Annotated in this window: 6 protein-coding genes and 1 pseudogene; 4 read left to right on the plus strand and 3 right to left on the minus strand. The window is 70.1% G+C overall.

The annotated features are described in order from the left end of the window. Positions 1–66: 66 nt before the first annotated feature. Positions 67–2,181, plus strand: coding sequence for a TonB-dependent receptor (locus tag JWQ05_RS13175; protein WP_299658895.1), 2,115 nt, complete (start codon positions 67–69; stop codon positions 2,179–2,181). Between the two features lie 45 nt (positions 2,182–2,226). On the opposite strand, the gene JWQ05_RS13180 is transcribed toward JWQ05_RS13175, so the two are convergent. Together JWQ05_RS13180 and JWQ05_RS13185 are read right to left on the minus strand one after the other, a co-directional pair. After that, complete coding sequence (locus JWQ05_RS13180; RefSeq protein WP_299658896.1) at positions 2,227–4,656, minus strand: penicillin-binding protein 1A; 2,430 nt, start codon at positions 4,654–4,656, stop codon at positions 2,227–2,229. 271 nt (positions 4,657–4,927) lie between these two features. Then, positions 4,928–6,208 carry an N-acetylmuramoyl-L-alanine amidase gene (locus JWQ05_RS13185; protein WP_299658897.1) on the minus strand — a complete coding sequence of 427 codons (1,281 nt, stop codon included), beginning with the start codon at positions 6,206–6,208 and terminating at the stop codon, positions 4,928–4,930. Between the two features lie 764 nt (positions 6,209–6,972). Between JWQ05_RS13185 and JWQ05_RS13190 the strand changes: the two genes are divergently transcribed. After that, on the plus strand, positions 6,973–10,026 hold the full coding sequence (locus JWQ05_RS13190) for an Rne/Rng family ribonuclease (RefSeq protein WP_299658898.1): 3,054 nt from the start codon (positions 6,973–6,975) through the stop codon (positions 10,024–10,026). A 60-nt stretch (positions 10,027–10,086) separates the two neighbouring features. On the opposite strand, the gene JWQ05_RS13195 is transcribed toward JWQ05_RS13190, so the two are convergent. Beyond that, the gene (locus JWQ05_RS13195) at positions 10,087–11,274 is read right to left on the minus strand and encodes an aminotransferase class I/II-fold pyridoxal phosphate-dependent enzyme (RefSeq protein WP_299658899.1); all 1,188 of its coding nucleotides are present in this window, start codon (positions 11,272–11,274) and stop codon (positions 10,087–10,089) included. Between the two features lie 164 nt (positions 11,275–11,438). Between JWQ05_RS13195 and JWQ05_RS13200 the strand changes: the two genes are divergently transcribed. Together JWQ05_RS13200 and JWQ05_RS13205 are read left to right on the plus strand one after the other, a co-directional pair. Next, positions 11,439–12,227, plus strand: coding sequence for a DsbA family protein (locus JWQ05_RS13200; RefSeq protein WP_299658901.1), 789 nt, complete (start codon positions 11,439–11,441; stop codon positions 12,225–12,227). Positions 12,228–12,386: 159 nt separating this feature from the next. After that, positions 12,387–12,566 (plus strand): annotated as a pseudogene (locus tag JWQ05_RS13205) (acetyl-CoA carboxylase biotin carboxyl carrier protein); the annotation flags it as partial.

Consider the following 12,566-nt stretch of genomic DNA (forward strand, 5'->3'; position numbering starts at 1 on the left):
ACCGGGATCATGCCGGGCCCCTTCGCCGTCGTGCGAAGCGCGGGCCCATGATCCGGAGCCTGTCCGATGTCCGGTCCCCTGCCCTTTTTCCAAAGAGCGTTCACCCTCGCGCTTCTCGCCGGATTCTCCCTCGCGGCGTTCGCGGTCCGAGCCGGGGCGCAGGAGATCGCCGCCGCGACGCTCTCCGAACTCAGCGTCGAGGGGACGGGATCGGGCTCCCTGACCGTGCCGAGCGTAAGCGCCCAGCGCGCGGCGGTGAACGCCACCGTCGGGTCCGTCGCCTTCGTCGACGCCCGGGATTTCCAGGACCGCTACGCCAACACCCTGCGGGACACCCTCAAGGAGGTGCCCGGCGTCTACGTGCAGGAGCGCTACGGGCAGGAACTGCGCCTGTCGGTACGCGGCTCGGGCATCTCGCGGGGCTTCCACCTGCGCGGCCTCGAACTGCTGCAGGACGGCATCCCGATCAACCTCGCCGACGGCAGCGGCGACTTCTACCAGATCGACCCGCTGGGGCTGCGATCGATCGAGGTCTACAAGGGCGGCAACGCCCTCACCTTCGGGGCGACCACCCTCGGCGGCGCGATCAACTTCGTCACGCCCACCGCCCAGACGGCGCTCGCGCCCAACATCCTGCGGATCGACGGCGGATCGTTCAACACCATCCGGGAGAACTTCCAGTTCTCGCGGATCTCCGGCCCGGCCGATTTCCTGATCAACGGCACGGTCACGAATTCCGACGGCTACCGGGACCACGAGACCCAGCGCACGCAGAACTTCAACGCCAACCTTGGCTACCGGCTCGCGCCCGGCGTCGAGACGCGGTTCTACGCCGGCATCTACCTCACCGACCAGAAGCTGCCCGGCACGCTCGGCCTCTACAACGCCCTGAACAATCCGACGCTCGCGAATCCCACCGCCGTGTCGATGAACCAGTCGCGCAAGGTCGAGACGGAGCGGATCGCGAACCGCACCTCCTTCGTCCTCGACGTGGGCAAGCTCGACATCGACACCTGGGCGATCCACAAATCGCTGTACCACCCGATCTTCCAGGTCATCGACCAGGACGGCTGGACCTACGGCATCGCCCCGCGCTGGTCGGGCAGCGTCGACGTCGCCGGCTTCCGCAACGACACGATCCTGGGGCTTCGCGCCTTCGCGGGCCAGAACTCGGCGCTTCAGTTCGTCAACAACGGCGGCCAGCGCGGTGCCCAGACCCTGAACGCGGTCCAGAGCGCCTCGAACTACGAGGCCTACGGCGAGAACCGCTTCTGGTTCCTGCCCGACGTCGCCCTGATGACCGGCGCCAAGGCGTTCTCGTCGAACCGCACCTACAGCAACAAGGGCGGGTTTTCGGCCAATCCCAATGCGCAATTCGCCAACACGACCTACGAGGGGATCAACCCGAAGCTCGGCCTGCTCTGGCAGCCGCTGCCGGACATCCAGGTCTTCGGCGACATCACCCGGTCCCGCGACGTGCCGGATTTCTCCGACCTCGTGCAGCAGAACAGCCTGCGCACCACCTTCGTGCCGCTCGAGGCCCAGCGTGCCTGGACCTACGAGGCCGGCACGCGGGGCCGGATCGACCGCCTGTCCTGGGACGTGACGCTCTACCGCTCGGAAATCCGCGACGAGCTGATCAACTTCTCGATCAATCCCGGCCTCAACATCCCGGCGTTGACCTTCAACGCCCCGCGCACCCGGCACCAGGGCGTCGAGGCGGCCGTGTCGGTCGACCTCGCCCGCGACCTGATCGACCGCGGGGACGGCCTCACCGTGTCGCAGATCTGGACCCACAACGACTTCCGCTTCGTGCGAGACCCGGTCTTCGCCGACAACCGGATCGCGGGCATCCCGAGCGACGTGCTGCGGACCGTGATGAGCTACCGCGACCGCCGCGGCTTCCACGTCAGCCCGTCCGTGGACTGGGTGCCGCAGGGCGCCTTCGCGGACCACGCCAACACCCTCAAGGTGCCGGGCTACGCGCTGTTCAACGTCGGGGCCGGGATCGACTTTTCCAACGGCGTCTCGCTGTTCGTGGACGCCCGCAACCTGTTGGACACCCGCTACGTCTCGGACATCTCGGTGATCACCAACGCCGCCACGGTGGCGGGCGGTCCGGTGGCGTTCTATCCGGGCGTCGGCCGCAGCGTCTTCGGCGGCATCCGCGCCGCGTTCTGACCGGCCGGGACGGCGAACCGCCCCGGCGCTCGGAAAGCCGCGTTTCTAGTAGAGCCCGCCCGCCTGGGCGGCGCGGTCAGCGTCCGGCGGCACGGCGGCCGGGGCGCTGTTCTGGGCCGGAGCGGCGACGTAGGCGTCCGGCGGCGCGGTGCCGGGCTTGAACGCCTCGAGGATCGTGCCGGGGCCGTCGCCGGAGCCGGCGCGCATGCCGGAGGAGGCCGCCACCCGGATCAGCTTGATGCCCGGGGGCACGCGGAACGGCGTCGGCGGCTTGTCCTTGAGCGCCTGCTTCAGGAAGTCGAGGGCGATGGGGGCGGCCAGGCCGCCGCCGGTGGCCCGGTCGCCGAGCGAGCGCGGCTTGTCGAAGCCGAGATAGACGCCAACCGCGAGGTCCGGCGAGAAGCCCACGAACCACGCGTCCTTGGCGTCGTTCGTCGTGCCGGTCTTGCCCGCCAGCGGCTTGCCGATCTGCTTCAGGATCGTGGCGGTGCCGCGCTGGACCACGCCCTCCATGATCGAGACCATCTGGTAGGCGGTGAGCGGATCGAGCACCTGCTCGGAATCGTCCACCAGCTTGGGCTCGTCCTGGCCCGACCACTTGTCGGCGTCGCAGCCCGGGCACTTGCGGTTGTCGTGCCGGTAGATGGTCTCGCCGACGCGGTCCTGGATGCGGTCGATCAGGGTCGGCCGGATGCGACGGCCGCCATTGGCGAGCATCGAGTAGGCGGTGACCATGCGCATGACCGTGGTCTCGCCGGCGCCAAGCGACATCGGCAGCACGGGCAGCATGTCGTCGTAGACGCCGAAGCGGCGGGCGTACTCGGCGATCAGCGGCATGCCGACATCCTTGGCGAGCCGGACCGTCATCAGGTTCTTCGAGTGTTCGATGCCGTAGCGAAGGGTGTGCGGGCCGCCCGACTTGCCGTCGTAGTTCGAGGGCGTCCAGGCCTCCTGGCCGGGGCCGGCCTCGATGGTGATCGGCGAATCCTGCACGATGGAGGACGGGGTGTAGCCGTTGTCCAGCGCCGCCGAGTAGACGATCGGCTTGAACGACGAGCCCGGCTGGCGCATCGCCTGGGTGGCGCGGTTGAACTGGCTCTCGTCGTAGGAGAAGCCGCCGACCATGGCGTGCACGCGGCCCGTATAGGGGTCCATCGCCACGATGGCGCCGGAGACCTCGGGGCGCTGGCGCAGGCGGTACTGGCCACGGCTCGTGTCGGTCGCCTCGACATAGACCACGTCGCCGGCATTCAGGGCGGCGGCGGGCGAGCGTCCGGTCCAGCGCGTGCCCTCGGCGGCGATGGTGCCGGTCTCGCGATCCTTCGAGACCTGGCCCGAGGCTTCGCGGCGCGGCTGCAGGCCGATCTGCGCGGCGCCGCCCGAGGTGCTCAGCACTACGGCGAGGCGCCAGGGGGCGACGTCGCCGAGGCCGGAGACTTCGGAGACCGCCAGCCCCCAGTCACGGCCGACGAGGTCGACCTTGGCCTGCGCCCCGCGCCAGCCATGCGACTGGTCGTAGCGGATCAGGCCGTCCACCAGGGCCTTGCGGGCCCAGGACTGCATCTTCGGGTCCAGGGTCGCGCGCACCGAGAGGCCGCCCTCGTAGAGCTTCTTCTCGCCGTAGCGCTCGGCGATTTCGCGGCGCACTTCCTCGGTGAAGTAGTTGGCGTTGGCGGCGTTGGCGAAGGCGACGCGCGGGTTGACGCCCAGCGGCATCTTGCGGGCGGCCTCGGCCTCCTCCTTGGTGATGTACCCGTTCTGGGCCATCAGGCCGATGATCTCGTTGCGCCGGTCCAGCGCCTTCTGGGTCTGCCGGTAGGGGTGGTAGTTGTTCGGCCCCTTCGGCAGGGCGGCGAGATAGGCCGCCTCGTTGATCGTCAGTTCGTGGACGGACTTGCCGAAATAATCCAGCGCGGCGGCGGCGACGCCGTGCAGGTTGCGGCCCGGCACGATGGTACCGAGGAAGATCTCGTTGAGGTAAAGCTCGAGGATCTTGTCCTTCGAGTAGGCGGCCTCGATCCGGAAGGCGATCAGCGCCTCCTTGGCCTTGCGCTCGAAGGTCTGCTCCGGCGACAGCAGGAAGTTCTTGGCCACCTGCTGGGTGATGGTCGAGGCGCCCTGCTTCTTGCCGCTCTTGAAGTTCGTCAACGCAGCGCGGACCAGTCCCTCGGGGTCGACGCCGCCGTGCTTGTAGAAGTTCTTGTCCTCGGCGGAGAGGAAGGCCGCGACCACGATCTTCGGCATGGCCTGGATCGGCAGGTAGAGCCGGCGCTCGCTGGCGTATTCCGCCAGCAGCGAGCCGTCCGCCGCGTGGACGCGGCTCATCACCGGCGGCTCGTAATTGGCGAGCGCGGCGTGGTCCGGCAGGTCCTGGCTGAACTTCCAGTAGAAGAACGCCGCGCCGGCCGCGCCCAGCACGAACACCATCGCGCCGATGCTGAACAGGAAGCCGAAGAAACGAAGGATGAAGCGCATCCGGGTCCCGTCCGTCGATGATCCACCGCCGCCGGCCGGCCGCGAACACGCCCGCCAGGTCGGCGGGCGCCCTCTCGGACCGTGTCCCATTCCGAAAAGCAAGGGCCTTCTGGAGGTGAAGGGCCTTCCGGAGATGCAAGTGTCCCGCCGCGAATGCGCGGCCGGGCCCCTGGTGTCGGCGGTGTTCGCTCAAGACCCCGCGACGGTTCCCGTCGACACTTCATCGACGTCGAACGAACGGGGCGGTGTGAGCCCCGGTTTCACAATCATTCTATGGTGAAACTGGGGCGATTGCCGCCGAGCGCCGGGGCGGTTGCGGCCGCGTCAGCGAGGTCCGGTTGCCGAAGAAGGCGTCGATGGCCTTGGCCATGCCGCCGGTGACTTCGGCGCGCCAGCCCTCGGACTGGAGCAGGTCGAGGTCGCGCTTGCTCGACAGATAGCCGAGTTCGACCAGCACCGAGGGCACGTCGGGCGAGCGCAGCACCATGAAGCCGGCCTCGCGATGCGGCTTGGCGCTCATCTCCATCACGGGGCCGAGATGGGCCATCAGGCCCTTGGCGAAGCCGGAGGAGAAGGTGCGCGTCTCGCGCAGGGTGAGCTCCTGCAGGATGTCCGAGACGTGGCCCGGACCCTCGTTCGATTCGGTGCCGGCGGCGGCGTCGGCCCGGTTCTCGCGCTCCGCAAGCTTGGCTGATTCGGCGTCGGTCGCCTTCTCGGAGCCCGTGTAGATCGTGGCGCCCCGCACCTGGGGTGCGGCCGAGATCGAATCGGCGTGGATCGACACGAACAGGTCCGCCTTCGCCTCGCGGGCGATGCGGACGCGCTCAGACAGGGGCACGAACACGTCGCGGTCGCGGGTCATGCGCACCCGGTAGCGCCCGTTGGCCTCGAGCCGCGTGACCAGGGCTTGGGCGAACCCGAAGACGATGTCCTTCTCGAACACGCCGGTGGCCGCGATGGCGCCCGGATCGGTGCCGCCATGGCCCGCATCCACCATGATCAGGGGGCGGGCATCCGTCGCTTCCGGGGCGCTCACGATCTTGCGCTGGGCGGGGGCCGGATCGCTCGCCACGGCGGCGCGGCGGAAGCCCTCGCGGTCGGTGCGCTGGAACTCGATGCTGAGCAGGACCGCGCCGTCGCGGGCGCGCGTCACGGTCTCGATCCGCCCGACGCTGGCGGGCTGCGCCAAGTCGACCACGATGCGCGAGCGTCCCGGCGCGAACAGGCCGTAGCGGAAGGAGGAGATCAGTCCGTCGCGCTTGCGCCCGGTCTCGGCCCCGAGCTGGAAGTTCACTTCTGCGAGATCGATCACGGCCCGGTCCGGGCGCTCCATCACGAAGGCCTTGGCGTCGATGGCCCGGGAAAGCGTGAGCGTCAGCTTCGTGGTGGCCCCCGTCGTCGAGAGATCGGCCGCGATGGCGACGGCGGCCTGGGTGGCGCCGGGGGTCGCCAGGCGCGCTTTGTCGCCGTCCTGGGCGACGGCCGGAAGGCCGGCGGAGAGGGCGGACAGCGCCAGGGCGAGGGAGCGCAGCAGGGGCGAGCGTATCGGCATCGGTCCGGCTTTCGTCCCCGGGACAGGGCTGGCTCGCGAACGGGCTGTGGCGAGCGCTCGGTCTAAGGGATACGGACGGGATGGTTAACCGTTCCTCAAGCCGCCGATCCACTTGGCACGGCCTTGTGATCCATTGGAGACAGGCGCCGTGCCGCCGGCAGGCGTCTCCCCGTTCCGCTCGCCGTCCCGCTCGCTCTCGGGCGAGGCGAAACGAAGGACCTTGCCAAAACGTCGCGACGCTCTGTAATGGTACTGTCCCCTTCCCGGTGCCGTGCGGTTTGCTCCGCGGCCCGCGGGCGCGGTCCGGCTTCTTGCGGGACCGCCTTCGCAGTCGGTTCCCCGCGTCAGACAATGCGGCGCTTCAAGGCCGGGTGGGAGTCGGTTCATTCGGCGGCTTTTTTCGGCCGCCGCACCGTTCTTGGAATGCACGGCCTGTCCCCGGACGGGTCCACACAGTCTTCGCGAGGTCAGGGAGAGAATGAGCGGTCACACAGCATCGGTTGCCGTTGCTCGTGTTCAACGCCTGCGCGTTTCGCGTGGCGCCGCCGTCTCGTCGACCCTGGCCAGGATCAACCCCACGCGCGCCGAGATCCGGCGCCCTACGGCGGTTGACGGCAATCCCTTCCCCACAGCTTCCGCGACCCCCTTCCCCGGGTCGTCACGTGCGCTGACCTTCCGGGCCGACGAGTCGGGACCGGGGCGCGCACCATCGGGACCGCGCGGTTCGAGGAGAACGACGTCGGCCGCCATGTCGAAAGTTCGTCATGGCCAACAACAACAAGATGCTCATCGACGCGATGCACCCGGAGGAGACCCGGGTCGTCACGGTTCACGGGTCCAGGGTTGAGGAATTCGACTTCGAGGCGGCCAACCGGCGCCAGCTTCGCGGGAACATCTACCTCGCCAAGGTGACGCGGGTGGAGCCGTCGCTCCAGGCCGCCTTCATCGAGTATGGCGGCAACCGCCACGGCTTCCTCGCCTTCAGCGAGATCCACCCCGATTACTATCAGATCCCGCTGGCCGACCGTCAGGCCCTGCTGGAGGACGAGGCCCGCGCGGCGGAGGAGCACCGCGAGCGCGAGGAGCGCAAGCCCCGCCGGCGTTCGCGCGGGCGTCGCGACGGCGCGTCGCCCAAGGCGGCCCGGACCTCCGAGACGGTGAGCGGCGAGGACATCGCCGAGCTCAACGTCGCCCCCGAGAACGACCCGGCGCTCGGTGCGTCCGACGCCCTTCTGGACGGCGGCTTCTCGGGCGACATCCAGGACATCGCACCGGGCAGCCAAGACATCGCACCGGGCAGCGATGCCTCCGCCGACCTGCCGCAGGCGGCCTTGGAGAGCGCGGACACGTCGGAGGCCCGCCCGGCCGAGACGCAGGCCGTGTCGTCCGAGCTGCCGGTGTCCGCACCGTCCGACTCCGACACATCGGTGTCCGAGGGTGCGACGGCCGATGCGCCGGTGACGCCCGCCGCCGAACTGGCGCTCGAAGCCGAGCCGATGGGCGAGTCCGCCGCTGCCGAGTCCGCCGCCGATGCCGGCACCCCGGCGGAATCCGAGGACGAGACGGACGAAGACGACGATTCCGACGAGGACGACGACGATTCGGACGACGAGTCCGAGGACGACGATTCCGACGAGGATGAGGACGAGGACGACGAGGAGACCGAGGGCGAGGACGGCGAGCGCGAGCAGAAGATCGCCCAGATCGGCGGCGACGCGATGGCCGAGATCCCCGACCGTCCCCGCACCTACCGCCGGCACTACAAGATCCAGGAGGTGATCAAGCGCCGCCAGATCATCCTGGTTCAGGTCGTCAAGGAAGAGCGCGGCACCAAGGGCGCGGCGCTCACCACCTACCTGTCGCTGGCCGGCCGCTACTCGGTGCTGATGCCAAACACCGGCCGTGGCGGCGGAATCTCCCGCAAGATCACGAGCGCGGCCGATCGCAAGCGCCTCAAGGAGGTCGCGCAGGACCTGGAGGTGCCGGACGGCATGGGCGTGATCCTGCGCACGGCCGGCGCCTCGCGCACCAAGCCCGAGATCAAGCGGGACTTCGAGTACCTGATGCGCCTGTGGGAGAGCGTGCGCGAGCTGACGCTGTCCTCCTCGGCCCCGGCGCTGGTCTACGAGGAAGGCTCGCTGATCAAACGTGCCATCCGCGACCTCTACAACAAGGACATCGACGACATCCTGGTGGCGGGCGACGAGGCCTACCGCGAGGCGCGCGACTTCATGCGCATGCTGATGCCGGGCCAGTCCAAGGTGGTCCAGCCCTATCGCGACACCACGCCCATCTTCGCCCGTCACGGCGTCGAGCAGCAGCTCGATGCGATGTTCTCCACGCACGTGACCCTGAAGTCCGGCGGCTACCTCGTCATCAACCCGACCGAGGCCCTGGTCTCCATCGACGTGAACTCGGGCCGCTCCACCCGCGAGCACGACATCGAGGACACGGCCCTGCGCACCAACCTGGAGGCGGCCGAGGAGGTCGCCCGCCAGCTGCGCCTGCGCGATCTCGCCGGCCTCGTGGTGATCGACTTCATCGACATGGAGGAGAAGCGCAACAACCGCGCCGTCGAGAAGAAGCTCAACGACTGCCTGAAGAACGACCGCGCCCGCATCCAGGTCGGCCGGATCTCGCCCTTCGGCCTCCTGGAGATGAGCCGCCAGCGCATCCGCACCGGCATGCTGGAGAGTTCCTCCCTGCCGTGCGTCCATTGCGGCGGCTCGGGCTATGTCCGCGCGACGGCGTCCGTGGCGCTGCAGATCCTGCGGGCCATCGAGGAATCGCTCCTCAAGAGCACCAGCCACAACCTCGTCCTGCGCACCCGCACCGAGGCGGCGCTCTATATCCTGAACCAGAAGCGCGCCCACCTGCGCGAGCTCGAGGTGCGCTTCGGCGTCTCCGTCACCATCGCGGCCGACGAGCGCCTGGCGGCGACCTCCGCCTTCCAGCTCGATCGCGGCGAGCCCGCCACCCGCGCCGAGGGGCCCGTCACGGGCGTCCGCGCCGTGGCGATCAACTCGGCCCTGGCGCCCGAGGAAGACTTCGATCCCGAGATCGAGGACGAGGTCGTCGAGCCGGAGGCCGAGGAAGTCGAGACCGAGGTCACCGCCGACGAGGCGCGCGAGGACACGGGCGACAAGTCGGCCGAGGGCGGCGAGGGCCGGGGAGGACGCCGCCGGCGCCGTCGCCGGCGCGGTGGTCGCGCCGATTCCGGCGAGCAGGCCGGCGGCGAGACCGCGGCCTCCGAAGGCGAGGATGACGGCGAGGGCGAGGAGGCCGACGAGGTCGCTTCGCAGGCCGAGAGCGGCGAGACCGTCGCGTCGGTGGAGGCTTCCCCGGCCGGTGACGAGGACGGCAACGGCCGTCGGCGTCGGCGCGGCCGCCGCGGTGGCCGTGGCCGCGACCGCGAGGGCAGCCGGTCCCGCGACGGCGAGGGCAGTGCAGAGGCCCAGCCCATCGGCTCGGTCGAGGGCGACGAGGGCGCGGCCGACGCGCCGTCGGCCTTCCTCGGCGGCGAGGAGCCGGTGAGCGCCGAGGCGATCATCGCGGCCTCCTCCGAGGGCGAGGCTTCGAGCCGGACCGAAGCGGCGGCCGCACAGGATGCGGAGCCGAAGGCTTCGGCCGAGGCTTCCGAGCCGGCGACCGAGGCGCCGGTGGCGGCCTTCGAGCCGGAGCGCGCCCCGGAGCCGGCCCCCCGGGCGGCCGAGCCGGTGCCGGAGCCGGTGGCGGTGGCGCTCACCCCCGTCGATCCGGATCGCCCGAAGCGCGCGGGCTGGTGGTCCCGCACCAAGGCGGCTCTCACCGGCGAGTGATCGCGAACCGAATGGCATGAGCGAAGCGGGGTGGGCACGATGCCCGCCCCGTTTCGCGTTTCAGCGCGACCAGCCCTTCAGGCGGCGCACGGCGTCGACGCAATCGGCCTGCGAGCCCGCGAAGGAGAAGCGCACGTGGTGGCCGCCCTCCACGGCGTCGAAATCGAGGCCCGGGGTCGCGGCGACGCCGGCTTCGTCGAGCATGCGCCGGCAGAAGGCGCTGGCGTCGTCGGTGAGGTTCGAGACGTCGGCGTAGAGATAGAAGGCGCCGTCGGCCGGATGCGTGCGCCCGAGGCCGAGGCCGGGGAACGCATCGAGCAGCAGGGCCCTGTTGGCGGCATAGCCCGCGCGCACCGCCTCGACTTCCTCCACCGCATCGAAGGCGGCGAGCGCCCCCACCTGCGAGAGGTAGGGGGCCGAGATGTAGAGGTTCTGCGCGAGGCGCTCCACGGGGCGCACGAGCCAGTCCGGCACCACCATCCAGCCGATGCGCCAGCCGGTCATGCACCAGGTCTTCGAGAACGAGTTGATGACGATGGCCTCGTCGTCGTAGCGCAAGGCCGTCTCGGTGGGCATGCCGTAGGCGAGCCCGTGATAGATCTCGTCGGAGATGAAGCGCAGCCCGAGTTGCCGTGCCGTGGCGCAGAGGTCCTCGAGCCGCGCCGGCTCGATCACCGTGCCGGACGGGTTGGCCGGGCTCATCACGAGGAGGCCGGCGAGGCTCTCCCGCGCGTGCAGCGCCCGCAGGGCGTCGCCGGTGGGCGCGAAGCGGTCGGCATCGCGCAACGTGAGCGGCGCCGGCACGAGGTCGAGGGCGTTGAGCAGGCTGCGATAGGCCGGGTAGCCGGGCTGGGGCACGGCGATGCGGGCGCCGGCATCGAACAGCGCGAGGAAAGCCAGAACGAAGCCCGCCGACGACCCGGTGGTCACCACGATCCGGCTCGGGGACACCGTGACGCCGTAGGTCTCGGCGTAGTGGCGGGCGATGCGCTCGCGCAAGGCGCTCATGCCCAGGGCCTGGGTGTAGGGCAGGGAACCGGTGGCCAGGGCCGCCTGCGCGGCCGCGATCACGGCCCGGGGCGCCGGCGCCGAGGGCTGGCCCACCTCCATGTGCACGACGCCCTCCCCGCGCGCCTCGCGGGCGGCGGCGGACGACATCACGTCCATGGCGAGGAAGGGGGCGACGCGCGCCGCCCGGCGGGAGGAGAGGTTCGGGGGGCGCTCGGGAGTCGGCGGGGACTGGGTCATCGCCTCCGTCATAGCCCCCGCCCCCGCCAAGGGCCAAACCGCCAATCGGCGATTGACCGTCCGCCGCGAAAACGCCTAACCCGATCGCTAACCGCACGTCTGATCGACGACGAATCCCCGATGGCCGGTCCTCAAGCAGGACCGGTCCCGCCCCGCGAGGACGTATGCCCCTCTTTCGTTCCCTGCTTTCCGCCACGTTCCTCGCCGGCAGCCTGACCGTCGCGGTGGCGCAGACGACGCCGGCCCAGACGACGCCGGCCGCCGCCTTCACGGACGCGCAGCGTCAGGCGATCGAGGGCATTATCAAGGATTACCTCGTCAAGAACCCGGACGTGCTGCAGGAGGCGATCGCCGAGGGCGAGCGTCGGCAGCAGGAGACCCAGAAGCTCGCCCAATCGGCGGCCCTGAAGGAATCCCGCGAGGCGCTGGTCAACTCGCCCCACGGCGTGGTCGCGGGCAATCCCAACGGCGACGTCACGCTGGTGGAGTTCTTCGACTACAATTGCGGTTATTGCCGCAAGGCGCTCGCCGACATCCAGGCGCTGATCAAGGGTGACCCGAAGCTGCGCGTCGTGCTCAAGGACTTCCCCGTCCTCGGCGCCGAGTCCCTCGAAGCAAGCAAGATCGCGCTGGCGGCCAAGCAGCAGCTCAAGGGCGACAAGATCTTCGAGTTTCACACCAAGCTTCTCGAGTCGAAGGGCCGGGTCAACGGCGAGCGCGCGCTCGCCGTCGGCAAGGAGATGGGCCTCGACGTGGCCCGGCTGACGAAGGACGCGCAGGGCGCCGAGGTGAAGGCGGCGCTGTCCGAGAACGTCGGCCTCGGCGACAAGCTCGGCCTGTCGGGCACGCCCGCCTTCATCATCGGCGACGAGGTCATCCCCGGCGCCGTCGGCATCGAGCCGATCCGCAAGACCATCACCGACGTGCGCCAGTGCGGCCACGCGAGCTGCTGACGGGCCAATCGCGCCACCGAGCCTCGTGGCGCGCTGGTGTGGCCGTCGCCCCACCCCACATCAACTCCGCGACCGCGCCTCGGATTCCAGGGCGCGGTCCGGCGATTCAACCCAGCCGCACCTGACCTGAAGACGACCGAGCCGATGCCCAAGGAGCCGATGTCCAAGAACGACCCCTTCGATCCGGAGCTCGTGCGCGAGCTCGCCAAGCTCATCAACGAGACCGATCTCAGCGAGATCGAGGTCGAGAAGGGGGATCTGCGCATCCGCGTCGCCCGCCGGGTCGAGACGGTCCAGGTGCAGGTGGCCGCCCCCGCCCCCGCGATGGCCGCCGTGGCC

The organism is Methylobacterium sp. (assembly GCF_028290105.1).
In the GTDB taxonomy this organism is placed as follows: domain Bacteria; phylum Pseudomonadota; class Alphaproteobacteria; order Rhizobiales; family Beijerinckiaceae; genus Methylobacterium.

Bases quoted from the DNA above. Each gene is read 5' to 3' on its own strand.
- JWQ05_RS13175 (WP_299658895.1), top strand. From the start codon at position 67: ATGTCCGGTCCCCTGCCCTTTTTCCAAAGAGCGTTCACCCTCGCGCTT.
- JWQ05_RS13180 (WP_299658896.1), bottom strand. From the start codon at position 4,656: ATGCGCTTCATCCTTCGTTTCTTCGGCTTCCTGTTCAGCATCGGCGCG.
- JWQ05_RS13185 (WP_299658897.1), bottom strand. From the start codon at position 6,208: ATGCCGATACGCTCGCCCCTGCTGCGCTCCCTCGCCCTGGCGCTGTCC.
- JWQ05_RS13190 (WP_299658898.1), top strand. From the start codon at position 6,973: ATGGCCAACAACAACAAGATGCTCATCGACGCGATGCACCCGGAGGAG.
- JWQ05_RS13195 (WP_299658899.1), bottom strand. From the start codon at position 11,274: ATGACCCAGTCCCCGCCGACTCCCGAGCGCCCCCCGAACCTCTCCTCC.
- JWQ05_RS13200 (WP_299658901.1), top strand. From the start codon at position 11,439: ATGCCCCTCTTTCGTTCCCTGCTTTCCGCCACGTTCCTCGCCGGCAGC.